Raw genomic sequence first — 15489 nt, forward strand, 5'->3', positions numbered from 1 at the left:
GAACTCGTAGAACAACGCAGCCTGTTCGACTTGCCGATGTCCCATCATGATCTTCAGTCCTGCCAATTAGACTGACTGAATCACTGATCCCTCTGCGTCGCAACAGTCGCCTTTTTCAACACAATCGACCCAAAGCAGAACTTTGATCTTCGGAACTGGTCGAGCGAGCATTTAGGTGATGCGGGGGACGCCGGGTTGGCGATCCAAGCGAGTCTCACCCGCTATCAGTCGGTCAAGCATCAACTCGAATTCGTGAGCCCAATGAATCTGTTCGCGCACCGATGTGAGGTATTCTGCTCGGCTTCGTATGGCGCCGCTTGCAGACCTGAGGCTAAGCAAAATCTGCTTGGAGATGCAGTACTCCTGCTGAAGACCCTCCGCCTTCCGCCAAAGGTGCTCCTTCAGGGCCTCAAATGCAGAGACGTCAAACACATCCGCGCTTAGCAGCCGATCAATGGACCGCTTCTTCAGTTCTTCTAGCACAGGATCGAAGTGATTTTCTGACACGGTTAGCTCTCAAGTTAAGAGGGGAGCAAACCGCCTTTTCACGGCCTTCTCCAAAGGCTTCATCGCACCGCCCGGTTGCGGCTTTGGTTGCTGTGCGTGACCATAACATGCTGCTGGTGCGTCTGACGAGGTCGCCTTCTGGCCCATCGCGACATTCGATGTGGTTGCGCAAAGGCGGTCGGTATTGGGGCAAAGCGGACTTCGCGACGCGCTGAAATGCTGGGGCATGCCGAGCCGTGTGGCGTCCGACACGCTTCGACGCAGCCACACCGCTTGGCTGGCTTTGCTTGGAAGGGGAGGCCGTAGGCACAACGATCACGACATGCGGCGACTGTTGCCCGATTAAACTCGCCACGAGACCGGAAGGGGATCGGGTTGGATGAGCAGCTATCTCGAAGCGTGGCGCTTGATCGAGGCGGAAACGGCCAGCGCTTAGCTCTTGCTCTGCCTCAACCTACCACTGCACTCCGGCCCAGCGCCTTCCAAAAACAAGCGGTTTCGTCTTCACCGCTTGCCAGCCGAAGAAGTGGTGCTTGCCGGACCAGCTGTGTACCTCGCCACTGCAAATGCTGCACTTGAAGCTGCCCGAATGCGCTTCGCTGTGCTCCTCCCGTGTCGCGGTGTAGTTCATGCCGCAACCGGGGCAGGTGAATTCTTCGGTCGTCCAGATGCTGTTGGCCATTGTACCGAAAGTGTTTTTGGGACTTCTTTCGTCGAGCGTAGATACGAGCCTTTGCATCGGCGTAAACCGGCCGACAAAAATCCGGTTAATGGGTGTTAGGCAAACCCGGCTCGGGTCGCGGGCAGTTGCAGGAATTTCCCGGTCTATGCAGCGCCAGTCAGTCCTAATCGCGCCGCCGACCGGTCCAAGCGCATCCCTGATCCCGCAGCTAGATTTCACCCGTCGTCCCCGGTCGGACGGCGTGGTGACGCCCGCCAATGTGAAGCTGAACATCCAGACCGGACGGTGGGCGCGAACTACAATTTCTAAAGCGCGGTGAGTTTGGGATGAACCGTGATCGCGCTTCAGGATGTTGTTTGCGCATGGTCTTTTCGGAAAGCCGCTTCGCACTTTTCCGGATCATGCTCTAGGGGGCAGCCTGCCCGGAGGCGCTTGATGCCATGCCGGGCGGCCCCGTCGTCTTGACGGCAGGTGCGGGGCTGGCAATAACCCGGGGCTGTGCCAGTGTCGGAACCCGCGTCGATGCCGCAAGGAAAGCCCTGCCCGTGAAAAGCCTGCGTCAGCTCCTGACGGGACAGGACATCATCCAGCTCGTGATCCGGCTCGGCCTGCTCGGCCTGCTGATCATCTGGACCTTCCTGATCATTCGTCCGTTCGTGCCGATCCTGGCCTGGAGCGGCGTGCTCGCGGTCGCGTTCTATCCGGCCTTCAGCTGGGTCGCCAAAATGCTCGGTGGCCGGCCCAAGACCGCGGCGGCAATCCTCACTTTGATCACGCTCGGCATCGTCATTGGCCCCGCGACCTGGCTCGGCATCAGCGCGGTGGACGGCGTGCGCGAGCTGGCGCACCAGCTCAGCACCGGCGACCTCGCGCTGCAATCGGCGCCGGAGCAGCTGAAATCGTGGCCGCTGGTCGGCCCGTGGCTCTATGAGCTCTGGGATCAGGCCTACAGCAACATCCGCGCGGTGCTGCGCGAGGTGGCGCCGTATTTACAGCCGCTGGCCGGACCGCTGCTGTCGTTCGCCGGCGAGGCTGGCGTCGGCACGGTCCAGTTCCTGCTGTCGGTGTTCGTCGCCGGCTTCCTGTTTCCGCACGGGCCCCGGCTGGTGGCGGCCGGCCGCAGCTTCCTGTTCCGGATCGTGCCCGAGCAGAGCGAGCACTTCCTGGAGCTCGCGGGGGCGACCATCCGCGCCGTGGCGCAGGGCGTGATCGGCGTCGCCGTGGTGCAGGCGCTGCTCGCGGGCTTCGGATTCAAGCTCGCCGCCGTGCCGAGTGCGGGCCTGCTCGCCTTCATCGTGCTGCTGCTCTCGATCGTGCAGATCGGCGCCTTCCTCGTGCTGCTGCCTGTCATCATCTGGATCTGGACCGCCAAGGACGTCACCACGGCGCTGCTGCTCACCGTGTTTCTCGTCCTCGTCGGCTTCATCGACACCATGCTGAAGCCGCTGGTGATGGGCCGTGGCCTGACCACGCCGACCATCGTGATCTTCGTCGGCGTGATCGGCGGCACGCTCGCGCACGGCATCGTCGGCCTGTTCATCGGGCCGATCATCCTGTCGGTCGCCTGGGAGATGATGATGGCCTGGATCAGGACCGAGGACCGGGCAGGGGCGAGCGAGGGCTGAGCGCCCCGCACGGGCTGTGATCAAGTTCCGGCCGAACTTGTCTATTCAGCTAGACAAGTTACGATAGGCGAGATTCTATTTTCGAACCTACGATCGTAATGGCGAAGTCTTCCAAGCTGGTTGCAGCGAAGCGCGGCAAGGTATTGTTGGTCAGACGCCGGTCGGACGGCCTGTGGATGTTCCCCGGCGGCCGCAAACGTGCGCGCGAGTCCGACAAGGACTGCCTTCGGCGGGAGATCAAGGAGGAATTACCCAAGCTGAAGCTCGGCCGGATCAGCCTCTGGAAGGAAGTAACGGCCAGGAACAAGCGCTCCGGCCGCAAGATGAGCGACGCGATCTTCATCGCCAAAGGCGCCAAAGGCAGGCTCGCGATCGGCGACAAGAACGAGATCGACCGCGCCGCCTGGCAGAAGCCGCGCGGAATCCGGCTGACGCCGACCTCGCGCTACATCCGTGATCGCCTGTTTCCGAGGAAACGGGCGCGTTGAGGGGACCGGCGGCGTCTTCGCGGCGTGGGTGCGACAAATCGCGCGGCGATGTCCGGGATGACCGCGCTCGTCCGGCCTCTAATCCGATCTCTGTGGCGTGCGCGCGCGGCCGGCAAATCGCCGCGACGGGGCTGCTTGCGGCTGCGGCGCGCCGAGCCTGGCCGCTTCGGCCTCGCGCTGCTCCTTGCGGACCTTCCGCGCGTTGCGCATCGCGCGCTTGATGAAGGGATGCGGTGCGTCCTCTGCAAAGAACAGCACGACCTCACAGCTCGGACATTGCCGGGAATAGCCGTCCTGCAACCGCCCGGCGCGATCGCGAAACACGCCCTTGCACCGCGTGCACTGAACCTGGACGAAACTCATGCGCGATCGACAATAATTGCTGAAAGGCCAGCTGATCCCAAATGTCTGAAGAAAGCTTGAACGCTCCAGCGATTTGAACGGCAGGCCTGCTGCACCAGATGGGATGGGCTTGTTCGAAAGAACGGCCGACAAGCATCAGCCGCCTGCCGCGATGGGCGGCAGCGGCAACGCCGGCGTTGATCTCGCCGCCGCTATTGCTTGGCCGCGATCGTGTCCAGGCAATGGGTGAGATAGACGGTGCGATCCCTCGGCAGCACCTTCTCCAGATCGGCCTTCAGCGCGCATTCGCGCTGACGTATCTGTTCGGCCCGGCGCTTCTCGGCCGCCTCGCGGTATTCGGGCGCAACCTTGTTGGGATCGACCAGCGCTTGCGAGCGGGCGGGGGCCGTCACGGCGAGCGCAATGGCGGCGATGATAATGAGCTGTTTCAAATGAGCCTCCGTAAAAAGGCTCATCCTAAAGCATGATCCGGAAAAGTGCGAAGCGATTTCCGACAAGATCATGCGCAAACAAAGAGCTAAAGCGCGATGACGATTCACCCCAATCTCATCGCGCTTTAGCGCGGCGTGCCCGAAGCATGGCTGATCGCTTGCCGGTATCTGCTTCCGCCTCAGGCACCGAGGTGCCGTCAGTGACAAGCAGCGGAGTTGGTTTCGATCACCCTGATATCTGGCCGCGTGAAGCCCGTCACTTCGGGGCGTGGTCGATCTTGTGCCCGAGATGCCCGGTGTCGTGATCGCGACGCAACTGGCTCAGCGACGTCTCGTTCAACTGATGCAAGACTTCGCTGAGTTGGGTTGTGTCCGGATAACCGGCCGCAAAACCCTTGCCGTAGATCTTGCGCAACGTACCGACCAGCGTGTTGCCGTGCTTCTTGGTGATCGCGCCATCCTTGTCCCGGTGGCGACCATCCAGGCCGTGTTCCTTCATGGGCCTCTCCCTGAGCGGCGTCTGCGCGCCTGGAGAGAGCGTGCTCCCAAACGGGTTGATTGGCAACGGCATGGCGCGCGGAGGTGGAGCGTCGGTTCGCGCCATCGCTTTCCTCCCGGAGGTGTGAAGCCGCGTCAGATTGTGGTGGAACGGTTGGCGCATCACATAGGTCCGAGCAGTTGCTCGATTGGAGCCGATAGGATGCGCTTTGTCTTGGCCATGGGCCTCTTGATCGTCCTGTGCGCGCCTGCAAACGCCGCAACGGTGCATCGCGTTCGTGCGCAGGAACTTGCGACACGCCATCCTCCGGTCACCCGTCCCGCCACGGACGTGAATTCTCGCGCGCGCTTCGCCGTCCCCGGCTGGAGCGACGAAGCAACGCAGCGCTGGCTCAACAGCGCCTCGTCCAACGTCGGTCGGGGCGGATAGCCACCGGGACGTGGAAAGATCGGCGGAGCTGTGTGAACCAGCTCACAAGCGATTGTCGAGACCGCTGCTATGACGGCTTCATTGCTTGACCGATTGATATTTTGAAAACGCCCCAGCGCTCCCACCAAGCGCTGGGGTTTTCATGTCGGTCACCGCAACGACCAGCGCGCGCGAGGCGCGATCGGATGGGGTAATTTCTGAAAAGCTGCGAAGGCAGGGCGGCTAAGCAGCCTGCTCCTCAAACGCGGTGTAGACCCGGCCCGTGGGATCAACGATCTGAACGTCCCAGCACCCGTCCTGGACAAGCTCTCTGGCCTTCTTCAGGGCGGCGGCGAGTGACAGCCGCTTGAGGCTGACGACGCCTGCCGTGTCGAAACCGTTGATTTCAAACATGCCGCTCCTCCTGATTTTCTCGAATCCTACACCTTTTGAGGGCGTTGTCTTGCGGCTTTTGGCGCACTTCGAGCAGGCTGCCCTCATTTCCAGTTCCATCGCGCAGACCCCGTATTCGGCCGGAGTGGCTGGGCCTGCCAGGCGGCCATTTCGCTAACGTGGAATTAAGCCAAAAAGCTCACAATTTTAGACAGTTGTGTAGGTGGGTGCTGCGTAAAGGAGTCGTCGCGAGGACGTTCCGGCGTCGGCTTCCTTTTGCTCGCTCATTTGAGGTCAATCCACGTGACCACGACATCCGAAGCGCAAGGCCTTGTCGAACAATTCGACCCCGCAGCACTGGCGCTCGCAGCCGCGGCGCCGGAACCGGCAGCCCCGGAAGCTCCGGCCCCGCTCAAGCGGTCCAGCCGGGTCCTGGCCTTGTCGGTATGTGCCCTCGCCATCAATGGCGCGGCGGCCATCTACACATTGCCGTCTGATTTCTCGTCCACAGCTGTCGGCAGCCTGGCTGAACTGCTTCCGCGCCGGGAAGCGCCCGTGCCAAAAACGGATCCGGTCCTCGCCGCCCTGAAGGACATTCAGTCGGCCCAGCAGCAACACACGGCCTCGCTCCAGGAGAGCAGCCGCGCCTTGCAGCAGAATGCGGCTCGAGAGCAGCAGGATTCAATGGTGCTGCTTTCGCTGCGACAGAGCATCACGGACGAACGGGTCGATGTGCGGAAGATATCTTCGCAGCTGTCCACGCTGATTGCGAAGATCGATACGCTGCAAAGCGCAATGATGTCGGACGTCACGTCCTCCATTCGACGAGCGCATGCCCGCTATGGACTGTCCGCCGCGATGCGCAAGCGGATGGTGCGGCAGTCGAAGTCCGTCGGGCCCGTTTCGGTCGGAGGGGCGCCGCTGAGCGTGCCGGCGACGGTGTCGGCGCCGGAGAGCTGAGGGCAAGGCAATCCGATCAGTTGGGGCTGCGTCCGCGCTAGCCCGGTTGTGGCTGCGCGCCAAGACGTGACTGCGTGCGCTTGGCCAGCCGCGCTCCCAGCCTGTTCATTGGCGTTTCGAAAAATCTCCAGCTCAGCACGGCCAGGCCGCAGACGAGAGCAATGCTGGCGTAACGGATCGGCTCCTGCGTCCAGATCGGCGGAAGATATGCGCCGAGCTTGGCATAGACATAGGAAAACACCAGGGGGTGAAAAAGGTAGATCGAATAGGAGGCGTCGCCGAGCGCAATTCCGAGCCGCTCGACAAGGGAATCCGGGTTGAACCTGATGTTGACGAAGCCGATCAGCAGCAAGAACCAGCCGAGCGGGAAGCCGAGACGGCCGATCCAGTGGTTCGCCACGTAGAGCGCCGCAAGTCCGAGCAGGAACGGCAGCAGGAAGCCGAGCTGCCTCACGTGCCGAAACACCAGGAAGGCGGCGATGCCGGCAATGAAGTTGGGATAGAAAAATGCGTATCGGTGAAGATACCACGGCAGATCGAACGCATGATCGCAGGCCGCGCCGATGACCAGGAATGCGAGAAGCCCGGGCAGGCCCAAGCGCGGCGCGATCAGCGTGGCAATCACATAGAACGCCATCTCGTGCTGGAGGCTCCAGCCGACGTCGAAAAACGGATAGGCCTCGGTGGGTAGCAGCGTCAGCGAGTAGACGAAGAAGGCTTTGGTGCTGTCGGGCGGCCAGCCAATGTATTTGGTGTAGATGTAGGCCAGCACGAAAGACGTCGCGATCCACAGGGGATAGAGCCGGAAAGCGCGCCGGATCAGGAAAGAGACCGGTTCAAATCGCGGCTTGGTGACGACCATGCAGATGACAAAGCCGCTGATCGCGAAAAAGAAATCGACGGCGAAGCCGCCGTAGTTTTGAAGGAGCGGAATGGGGTAATCTGTTCCCTTGGGGAACTGCATCGTAACGCGCCAGGAGTGGAAATAGGCGATGCCGATCGCAGCACAGGCCCGTGCGACCTGGAGGCCCGCCAGTTTATCCGTTTCCATTCTAACGCCATTCCCGGTGCTATATTTCTAAATATTTCTCGATTCCTATCTGTTGCAACGTCGACGTGCAACGCCTAGCCGGCGTGTTCCGCGCGATCGGAGGTTCTGGGGCTCCGCCGGCCACATCAACGTCGCGTGTGAAACTTGTCTTGGCCGCAGGGATGCGATTGTGCCGACTTGACAGCGTCCCGACGTTGTCCGCGCTCTGGCCACTGAGTTGCTTGGTGTGGTGGAGTGGTGAGCGCGCTGGGGCTCGAACCCAGGACCCCGTGATTAAAAGTCACGTGCTCTACCGGCTGAGCTACGCGCTCCCATGGCCGCTGGATGGCTTTGAAGAGATCGCCATCGTTGTCGGACATTCGAGAAGCATGTCTTGCCGCTGCGCATAACTTGCGTCGCGGGGAAAAACCGGCTGTTTCCGGATCATGCTTTCGGCCCGCGCTGTGTAGGGGGAGTGGGTGCGGAGGTCAATAGCCGGAGTAGCTGCCGAAACTCGCGGCAGCAGCGGGGATTTGCTCGCGGTATCCGTAGCTTAAACCGGGTTGCTCAACCCGATTGGCGGGCAACTATCCACGTCGAACAGCGCCGTTGGCGTGCCGGCGCGAGCGTCTTGCTCCCGCCGGAGGCCCGTCCGGCCGTCAATTCACCTCGCGCCGCACCTCGCTCGGCACCGGTTGCGGCGTGCCGGCGGGGGTCGGCAGGGCGACCGGGCGCAGGCCGATCAGCTCGGCGGTGCGGATCGCGCTGTCGCGCCAGAACTGGAACGAGTTGATGCGGCTGAGCTCGAGGATCGCGATCGCCACCGCAGCCAGGAACGGCAGGCTCTGCAGCACCAGCACGCCCGCGAAGATGTAGATCTCGGTGATCTGCCGAAAACTGTTGGAGGCGACCAGCACGCCGGCGCCGACCAGGAGCAGGGTGCCGATCACGGCCTCCCAGAACGCCTGGAACTCGATCGACATCCTGGACAGGCCGCCCTTGGAGGTGCGCGCGAATGCAATGTGCTCGGTGATGAGACCCTGCGCCACCGCGCGCGACACCGTCCACTGCACGCTCATCGCGGCGATCATGGCGCCCAGCATCTGGCCGGGCTTGATCGCGACGCGTGCGCGGTACATCGACAGGAAGTGCGCCAGCGACACGACGAAGGCGCCGATGATCGGCAGCGTCAAAATCTTGTCGGGGATGGCGATGTCGGCGAAGGCGACGATCGGCACCCAGATGAGGTTGAGCAGGGCCACGACCACGCCGAGGCTTTCGGCGCCCAGCCAGTTCAGCCAGCCCAGGCCATATTCGCGCTTCTGATCGGGCGTCAGCCTGCTCTTGCCGGGCAGGAAGTTGCGCCAGTGCTTCTTCACGATCTGGAGGCCGCCATAGGCCCAGCGGTGACGCTGCTTCTTGAAGGCCTCGTAGGTGTCGGGCAGCAAGCCCTGGCCGTAGCGGTGGTTGGTGTAGTGCGTTGTCCAGCCGAGTTGCTGGATCGAAAGGCCGAGGTCGCTGTCCTCGCAGATCGTGTCGCTCGACCAGCCGCCGGCCATGTCCATCGCGGCGCGGCGGATCAGGCACATCGTGCCGTGCACGATGATGGCGTTCGTCTCGTTGCGCTGGACCATGCCGATGTCGAAGAACCCGGCATATTCGCCGTTCATGATGTAGTGCATGATCGACAGATCGCCGTCGCGATGCTCCTGCGGCGCCTGCACGAGGCCGACGCGCGGGTCGGCGAAAGCCGGCACGAGGTCTTTCAGCCAGTCGGGGTCGACGACATAGTCGGCATCGAGGATGCCGATGATCTCGGCATCGACCGCGGTGCGGTCCATCGCGATGCGCAGCGCGCCTGCCTTGAAACCCTGCACCTTCTCGGCGTTGATGAACTTGAAGCGTTCACCGAGTGCGCGGCAATGGTCCTGGATCGGCTGCCAGAAGGCGGGATCCGGCGTGTTGTTGATGATGACCACGCATTCGTAGTTCGGATAGTTCAGCCGCGACAGCGCATCGAGCGTCTGCTTGAGCATCTCGACCGGCTCGAAATAAGCGGGGATGTGGATCGAGACCTTTGGATAGTAATTTTCGGGTACATTCTCGACCGGCTTGCTCTTGCTGAGCAGCCGCTGGGGCGGCCGGCCCAAGGCGACAGCCGCGATCTCGTCGATGCGCGCCATCGCGATGAGAACAAGGGGAACGAGCAGGATCATGCCGAGCGTCAGCGCGAAGGCCGATCCGAAGATGAAATAGTGCCCGTTCCAGAACGCGAACACGGTGGCGGCCCAGGCGCCGACGCCGTTGGCGGTGGCCGACAGCAAAAACGCTTGCCGCGCGGTCGGCTGTTCCAGCCGCAGGATCGGTAGCGACAAGAGGATTCCGACCAGCAGCGCGATCGTCATCAGCTTCCAATAGTCGGGATTCTCGACCGGGCCGGTCCAGGCGAATTTCGGCTCGCGGCTGGCGTACAGGATGCCCCAGTACGGACCGACGCCGCCTTCGAAGAATTTCCAGGGCTGATCGATGGCCTCGACGATGTTGTATTCCATGCCGATGGCTTCGGCGCGGCTGACGAAATTGCGCAAGGTCAGCGCCTGCTGGAACGGACCCGGGTCGGCGTTGCGCAGATTGTAGCCCTGGCTCGGCCAGCCGAACTCGGCGATCACGATGCGCTTGCCGGGGAACAAATTGCGCAGAAGGTTGTAGCGGTCGACGGCCTGGTCGACCGCCTGGTCCGAGCGGAAGTTTTCCCAATAGGGCAGCACGTGGGCGGCGATGAAATCGACGTTGGAGGCAAGGTCGGGGTTGTCGCGCCAGATGTTCCAGATCTCGCCGGTCGTGACGGGTACGCGGACCGAGCCCTTCACCTTCTTGATCATGCCGATGAGGTCTTCGACCTTCTGCTCGCCGCGGTAGATCACCTCATTGCCGACGACGACGCCGTTGACGTTGCTGTTCTTGCGGGCGAGCTCGATGGCGGCCTTGATCTCGCGCTCGTTGCGATCCGGGTCCTTGTCGATCCAGGCGCCGACCGTGACCTTGATGCCGAATTCGGCGGCGATCGGCGGCACCAGCTCGTTACCTTCCGTCGCCGAGTAGGAGCGGATGGCACGCGTGATGGTGGAGAGCTTTTTCATGTCGGCGCGAATTTTGTCGGGATCGACGTTGTTGTCGACGACATGGCCGGGTTCGAACGGAGTGTAGGAGAGGCTCGGCAACAGGCCCTTGAAGTCGGGCGCGGGTTCCTTGTCGCGCAGGACTCCCCAGAGGCCGGCGTGGAGGACGGACACGAGCAACAGAACGGCGGCGACAACGCGCATCGCGGCTAAACCAAAAGGGGCTGAGGTGGCAGGGAAGCGGATCCGACCCCGAGATCCGACCGAGTCCGCGGCAAATGGAGCATACCTCTGCCGCACGGTTTCACAACTGTCATGGCCTCATGACCGTATGAGGGCATGACAGTTTCGGAGTGTGCGGCAGTGCCAACCGTCTCTATCGCCGATCGTTCCTGAACGGCAGCTGAAACGATCCGCGATTATTTCGGGGGCGCGGGCGACGGGCTTGCCGCAGGCGAGGGGCTCGCGGCCGGCTGAGGGGCCTGCGAGTTGCCGGTCGTCGGCGCTGCCGGCTGGGAGGCCGCGGCTGCCGCCTGCTGTGGCTGGGAGGCCGGATTAATCCAGCAAGCGTGCACCCGGCTGTCCAGGGTCTCGGCGACCTTGGGATCGATCTGGCCACCGAAGCGGGTCAGGCAGCGGAAGGCGGCCTGGATGTGGCCGCCAGGGCAGCCGAAGCGGTCATAGAGGTCGAGATGGCGGAACGCGGTATCGAGGTCATCCCGCCACATCAGGCGCACCACGCGCCGGCCGAGCCAGACGCATTCGGGATTGCCGGCCGGGCCGTTGATGACCTGGGCAGCTTCGGCAAACTCGTCGGTGCGGCGCTGGTTCTGGGCTGCGTCCTTGGCGGCGGCGTCGGCGGGCTGGGCGGCTGCCTTGCTCTGGTCGGGCGCGGGGGTCCCGCTCTGGGCGGAGGCGCCACCAAGGCCGGCCAGCGCAAGAAGGGAGGAGACGGCCAAGGTGGCGGCGAACTGCCGCAGGACCGCATTTCGTGACTGACGCACCCGTTGCCGCATGAATTCCCCAATTTCTCCGCTCACCGCCCGCGCCAGGATCCCGCGGACGCGCTAGCTGATGGCGTCCAAATGGGTCTCCAATGCGGCGGAAAAGTCCCGCAAAATCCCATGACCTGTATTTCGAATTTTGTCCAGCAAAGTCACGATCCTAGGCCTCTGTCGAACGGCCGCAGGTAAATTGCTCAGGTAAATTCCTTGGGGGACGGGGGACCCACCCCGGGGTGACCCCTTGGCAGATGGCGTGCGAGCAGGTAATCGACGGCACCTCGCGGAGGACGGAACCGATTTCTCTTCGTACGCCACTGGCGCTTCTGTTCGTTTCACTGGGTGCGATTGCTGCCGTGTGGTGGTGGCTGGCCACGCCAATCACGCTCGCGCGCGCTCCGATCGATCCCGCCGACAAGGTTCAATGCGTCTCCTATGCGCCGTTCCGCGGCGAGCAGTCGCCGCTGAACACGTGGACCCATATCGAGGCCGACCAGATCGAGCAGGATTTGCGCCAGCTCAAGGAGATCACCGACTGCGTCCGTACCTATTCGATGGAGAACGGGCTCGACCAGGTGCCGGCGATTGCCGCCCGGATCGGTGGGCTGAAGGTGTTGCAAGGTATCTGGCTCTCCAGCAACCGCACCAAGAATCTTGAGCAGGCCGCACTCGCGGTCCGCCTCTCCAAGGATTTCCCCGGCGTCATTACTGCTGTCATCGTCGGCAACGAGGTGCTGCTGCGCGGCGAGATGACGACCGCCGACCTCGTCTCCATCATCCGCTCGGTGAAGGCCCAGGTCAGCGTGCCCGTCACCTATGCCGATGTCTGGGAGTTCTGGCTCAGGAATCGCGAGGTCTACGACGCCGTCGACTTCGTCACCATCCACATCCTGCCCTATTGGGAAGACTTTCCGGTGAAGGCGAAATTCGCCGCCGCCCATGTCGAACAGATCCGCGAGCGGATGGCGGTCGCGTTTCCCGGCAAGGAAATCCTGATCGGTGAAACCGGTTGGCCGAGCGAAGGGCGCATGCGCGAGGGTGCGCTGCCGTCGCGCACCAACCAGGCGCGCGTGGTCTCGGAAATCCTTAGCCTTGCGAAGGCGCAGAAGTTCCGCGTCAACCTGATCGAATCTTACGACCAGCCGTGGAAGCGCAAGCTGGAAGGCACCGTCGGCGGCTATTGGGGTCTCTATGACTCCGTGCGGCGGAACCTGAAATATCCGCCAGGCGAGCCGATCAGCAATTTCCCGTTCTGGAAATGGTACATGGGCGCGGGCATGGGCCTGTGCGTGCTGGTGTTCGCGGTGGCGCTGATCACGCTACGCCGGCGGCCGTGGACGCCGCGCTTCTCGGCATGGCTCGGCGTCGCCATCTCGGCAACGACGGCGGGGAGCCTGCTCGGGGTCGGTGCTGACAAGATGTACTATGAGAGCTACGGCATTGGCGGCTGGCTGCATTGGGGTGCGCTGCTGCTTGCCGGCATCCTGTCGCCGATCTTCTGTGCGCAGGCGATGGTGATCGGCCGCAGCCTGCCGACCTTCCTTGATCTGCTCGGCCCGCGCGAGGGCCGGAAATGGTCGAAGCTCACGGCGGTGCTCGGCCTGACGCTGGCCGTGTCCGCAGTGATCGCGGCGCAGACCGCGCTCGCCTTCGTGTTCGACCCGCGCTACCACGACTTCCCCTACGCCTCGCTGACGATGGCGGTGGTGCCGTTCGCGCTTTTGATGCTGAACCGGCCGCAGATCGGCCAGCGTCCGATCGCGGAAGCGGTGTTCGCGGGCGTGCTGGCGCTGTCGGCGGTCTTTGTGTTCTTCAACGAGGGCCGCGACAATTGGCAGTCGCTGTGGACTTGCGCGATCTTTCTCTTGTTCGCGCTCACGCTGTGGCGGGCGCGGGCCGAGCAAATCCAAGGATGAGCAGGCCGATCGCCAGGCCCGAGAGCACGACATTGTAGAGCACGATGCCGAGTCCGGCGGCGATGATGCCGACGGTCAAGAGCACGATCGACGGCCGCATCAGGTTCAGCGTCGCAACCACCAGCGCGACGATCCCGAACACCGAATTCTTGAACAGCACGGTCGACACCGAACGCGCCTTGCAGATCAGCGTCTGAAGCCCGGCGTCACAGGCGAGCCCGACCTGCGAGTTTTCGATTCCGAGATAGCGCAGATAGATCGCATAGCCGACGGTCGCGAAGCCGACGACGAGCAGGAACTGCACCTGGTAGGGCGTGAGGCGGAAGGGCTTTTTTGTCATGGCGGCAATATGGTCGGGATGGAGGGAGGGGGCAACAGGGGAGGTGGATTTTTCTCCTTACCGGTGTGGCCCAAACCGGAGCAAAGCTATCGCCGTCTAATTGGCGAAGGCGTTGCCCTCCTGAACCGAGCAGGATGCCGGTCCTGCCGAAACGGATTCGAATTCAATCGTTCCGCAAATTGCGAATTCCCTACCGCCTGAAGAACGACGACAGCGTCGATCCTGCAGCGGCCGTCTCCGGCTTCGCCTGTGCGGCCGGCGGCTGGGCCGCGGGTGCAGGCACGGGCTCCTCGCGCTTCGAGGAGCGTTTTGACGAATAGCCGCGTCGGTGCTTGTCCGGCTTGGCGGCAGGCGCGGGCGCAGGCGCTGTCTCGGCTTGCGGCACCGTGTCCTGAGCTTTCTCGGAGTTCTTCTCTAAAATCCTGTCCTGGGACTTCTCTTGCCCCTTCTCCGAGCCGCCGCGCAGCGACAGGCGCTGGCCGTCGAACACGGTGGTCTCGCAATGGCGATCGCTCTCGGCGAGGCCCGCGCAGAGCTTTGCGGCTGCTGCGGCATTGATCAGGGGGCCGGCGCCCAGGCGTAGCTGCATGCCGAGGCCGGTAGTGCCTTCCTTGATCATGATGATCGGACGCAGCGCCGCGACCTCCGGATTGGATTTGCTCACGCCGCGCCAGAGCGCGCGCAGGCCGTCGAGCGAGTTGGCGCCGCCGAGGTCGATCGCAAAGCGCGTCTGTTGAACCGCAATTGAAGGCGCTTCGCTCTCGGCTGCCTCCGGCGGCTTGGCTGGCACGGCTGCCACTTCGGTCGGGGCAGGCGCCGGCTCGGGCTTCCTCTCGCTCGTCTTCTCAATTGTCTCGGGCTGAACCAGCTTTGAGGCGGCTGGATCAGGCGGCGCCATGATCGACTTGGAGGGCACCAGCGGAAGCATCGGCAGTGCTGACGTGGTCATCGGCGCCTGCGACACGAGCGAGGCGGCAGCCGCAGTCTGCGGCGGCGGGCCTGCCGGCTCCTTGGCGGCGTCCTTCGAAGTTTCCTTCGTCGTGTCCTTCGATGTTTCCTTTGACGTTTCCTTGGCGGCCTCTGCGCGCGGCTTGTCGTTCGCTGGTGCCGGCGTCGAGGCGACCGGCGCGACACTGGGTGCCGGCGGTCCAACCAAACCGGGGGCGTCCTGCGGCTTGGCTGCGGAGGCCTGCGGCGCCATCGTGTTCTGTTTCGCGATGGCGCCGGTGGCGGAATCGAGCCCTTGCTCCAGCACGGTGACGCGCGAATAGAGCCGGTCGCGATCACTGTTCAGCGTCTCGATGGCGGCGGCGAGGCGGCGAGCCTCGTTCTGGCTCTCCTTGGTCAGCAACTGTAACCGGTCCGCCTGGCGCGCGAGATCGGCGGAGGCGACCTGGTCGCGGCGCCAGCCGAGCTGGGCCTGGTTGGCCATCACGGCGAGCACGACGGCACCGACGGCCGCCACGCCCCACGAGCCCAGCCGCCACATCATGCCGCGGTCGAACGTACTTTCTTCGGCCAAAAGTCCGGAGAACAGCCCGCCGGTCTCCTTGTCGCCGAAGGCGTCCGCCAGTGGGTCGGAATCCTTTGCCATGAACGTTAAGTGCCCAGCCCCTGTCCGGCTTTCCCCGAATCAATCAAGGAACATTAACAGGAAATCCCCGTCGCACTTGAATTCCGGGCGTTTGCGGGGGTAGCAAGGCGGCAGCTCATGAGGGCGTTCCGCC

14 protein-coding genes and 1 tRNA gene are annotated in these 15489 nt (G+C 63.3%); 4 read left to right on the plus strand and 11 right to left on the minus strand.

The window, feature by feature from the left end; translation table 11 throughout:
* Nucleotides 1-961: 961 nt before the first annotated feature.
* Nucleotides 962-1189 (minus strand): hypothetical protein, encoded by a 228-nt coding sequence (locus B5V03_RS37875; RefSeq protein ID WP_129275511.1) that lies wholly within the window; start codon nucleotides 1187-1189, stop codon nucleotides 962-964.
* A gap of 545 nt (nucleotides 1190-1734) precedes the next feature.
* Here B5V03_RS37875 and B5V03_RS37885 point away from each other — a divergent pair.
* Both B5V03_RS37885 and B5V03_RS37890 read left to right on the plus strand, forming a co-directional pair.
* On the plus strand, nucleotides 1735-2814 hold the full coding sequence (locus B5V03_RS37885; protein ID WP_245502470.1) for an AI-2E family transporter: 1080 nt from the start codon (nucleotides 1735-1737) through the stop codon (nucleotides 2812-2814).
* 98 nt (nucleotides 2815-2912) lie between these two features.
* Nucleotides 2913-3302: an NUDIX hydrolase gene (locus tag B5V03_RS37890; protein ID WP_129275512.1), complete on the plus strand. Its 390-nt coding sequence runs from the start codon at nucleotides 2913-2915 to the stop codon at nucleotides 3300-3302.
* 78 nt (nucleotides 3303-3380) lie between these two features.
* On the opposite strand, the gene B5V03_RS37895 is transcribed toward B5V03_RS37890, so the two are convergent.
* The 4 genes from B5V03_RS37895 to B5V03_RS41895 all read right to left on the minus strand — a co-directional run bounded on the left by B5V03_RS37895 (nucleotide 3381) and on the right by B5V03_RS41895 (nucleotide 5417).
* Nucleotides 3381-3665 carry a hypothetical protein gene (locus B5V03_RS37895; protein WP_129275513.1) on the minus strand — a complete coding sequence of 95 codons (285 nt, stop codon included), beginning with the start codon at nucleotides 3663-3665 and terminating at the stop codon, nucleotides 3381-3383.
* 191 nt (nucleotides 3666-3856) lie between these two features.
* Nucleotides 3857-4096 (minus strand): hypothetical protein, encoded by a 240-nt coding sequence (locus B5V03_RS37900; RefSeq protein ID WP_129275514.1) that lies wholly within the window; start codon nucleotides 4094-4096, stop codon nucleotides 3857-3859.
* Nucleotides 4097-4352: 256 nt separating this feature from the next.
* Nucleotides 4353-4595: a hypothetical protein gene (locus B5V03_RS37905; RefSeq protein ID WP_129275515.1), complete on the minus strand. Its 243-nt coding sequence runs from the start codon at nucleotides 4593-4595 to the stop codon at nucleotides 4353-4355.
* 651 nt (nucleotides 4596-5246) lie between these two features.
* Nucleotides 5247-5417 (minus strand): hypothetical protein, encoded by a 171-nt coding sequence (locus B5V03_RS41895; protein ID WP_164988559.1) that lies wholly within the window; start codon nucleotides 5415-5417, stop codon nucleotides 5247-5249.
* A gap of 276 nt (nucleotides 5418-5693) precedes the next feature.
* Between B5V03_RS41895 and B5V03_RS37915 the strand changes: the two genes are divergently transcribed.
* Nucleotides 5694-6356 (plus strand): hypothetical protein, encoded by a 663-nt coding sequence (locus B5V03_RS37915; protein WP_164988588.1) that lies wholly within the window; start codon nucleotides 5694-5696, stop codon nucleotides 6354-6356.
* 37 nt (nucleotides 6357-6393) lie between these two features.
* Here the strand turns inward: B5V03_RS37915 and B5V03_RS37920 are convergent, their stop codons facing one another.
* From B5V03_RS37920 to B5V03_RS37935, 4 genes are all read right to left on the minus strand, one after another.
* A complete protein-coding gene (locus B5V03_RS37920) occupies nucleotides 6394-7407 on the minus strand; it encodes an acyltransferase family protein (protein ID WP_129275518.1) in 1014 nt (337 codons plus the stop codon).
* A gap of 235 nt (nucleotides 7408-7642) precedes the next feature.
* Nucleotides 7643-7718: transfer RNA gene (locus tag B5V03_RS37925), tRNA-Lys, on the minus strand.
* A 327-nt stretch (nucleotides 7719-8045) separates the two neighbouring features.
* Nucleotides 8046-10709 (minus strand): glycosyltransferase, encoded by a 2664-nt coding sequence (locus B5V03_RS37930; protein WP_129275519.1) that lies wholly within the window; start codon nucleotides 10707-10709, stop codon nucleotides 8046-8048.
* A gap of 215 nt (nucleotides 10710-10924) precedes the next feature.
* Entirely contained in the window at nucleotides 10925-11521 is a 597-nt protein-coding gene (locus B5V03_RS37935; protein ID WP_129275749.1) for a beta-1-3, beta-1-6-glucan biosynthesis protein, read from the minus strand.
* A gap of 236 nt (nucleotides 11522-11757) precedes the next feature.
* On the opposite strand from B5V03_RS37935, the gene B5V03_RS37940 reads away from it, so the two are divergent.
* Complete coding sequence (locus B5V03_RS37940) at nucleotides 11758-13422, plus strand: beta-(1-6) glucans synthase (RefSeq protein ID WP_129275750.1); 1665 nt, start codon at nucleotides 11758-11760, stop codon at nucleotides 13420-13422.
* Here the strand turns inward: B5V03_RS37940 and B5V03_RS37945 are convergent.
* Both B5V03_RS37945 and B5V03_RS37950 read right to left on the minus strand, forming a co-directional pair.
* Complete coding sequence (locus B5V03_RS37945; protein WP_129275520.1) at nucleotides 13382-13762, minus strand: hypothetical protein; 381 nt, start codon at nucleotides 13760-13762, stop codon at nucleotides 13382-13384. The genes B5V03_RS37940 and B5V03_RS37945 overlap by 41 nt on opposite strands.
* A 190-nt stretch (nucleotides 13763-13952) precedes the next feature.
* Nucleotides 13953-15356 carry a hypothetical protein gene (locus tag B5V03_RS37950; RefSeq protein WP_129275521.1) on the minus strand — a complete coding sequence of 468 codons (1404 nt, stop codon included), beginning with the start codon at nucleotides 15354-15356 and terminating at the stop codon, nucleotides 13953-13955.
* Between the last annotated feature and the right edge of the window lie 133 nt (nucleotides 15357-15489).

The organism is Bradyrhizobium betae (assembly GCF_004123905.1).
GTDB classification, from domain to species: Bacteria; Pseudomonadota; Alphaproteobacteria; order Rhizobiales; family Xanthobacteraceae; genus Bradyrhizobium; species Bradyrhizobium betae_A.

Coding starts and splice junctions, on each gene's coding strand:
- B5V03_RS37920 (WP_129275518.1), bottom strand. CDS start 7,407: ATGGAAACGGATAAACTGGCGGGCCTCCAGGTCGCACGGGCCTGTGCT.
- B5V03_RS37935 (WP_129275749.1), bottom strand. CDS start 11,521: ATGCGGCAACGGGTGCGTCAGTCACGAAATGCGGTCCTGCGGCAGTTC.
- B5V03_RS37930 (WP_129275519.1), bottom strand. CDS start 10,709: ATGCGCGTTGTCGCCGCCGTTCTGTTGCTCGTGTCCGTCCTCCACGCC.
- B5V03_RS37875 (WP_129275511.1), bottom strand. CDS start 1,189: ATGGCCAACAGCATCTGGACGACCGAAGAATTCACCTGCCCCGGTTGC.
- B5V03_RS41895 (WP_164988559.1), bottom strand. CDS start 5,417: ATGTTTGAAATCAACGGTTTCGACACGGCAGGCGTCGTCAGCCTCAAG.
- B5V03_RS37890 (WP_129275512.1), top strand. CDS start 2,913: ATGGCGAAGTCTTCCAAGCTGGTTGCAGCGAAGCGCGGCAAGGTATTG.
- B5V03_RS37945 (WP_129275520.1), bottom strand. CDS start 13,762: ATGACAAAAAAGCCCTTCCGCCTCACGCCCTACCAGGTGCAGTTCCTG.
- B5V03_RS37940 (WP_129275750.1), top strand. CDS start 11,758: ATGGCGTGCGAGCAGGTAATCGACGGCACCTCGCGGAGGACGGAACCG.
- B5V03_RS37950 (WP_129275521.1), bottom strand. CDS start 15,356: ATGGCAAAGGATTCCGACCCACTGGCGGACGCCTTCGGCGACAAGGAG.
- B5V03_RS37895 (WP_129275513.1), bottom strand. CDS start 3,665: ATGAGTTTCGTCCAGGTTCAGTGCACGCGGTGCAAGGGCGTGTTTCGC.
- B5V03_RS37905 (WP_129275515.1), bottom strand. CDS start 4,595: ATGAAGGAACACGGCCTGGATGGTCGCCACCGGGACAAGGATGGCGCG.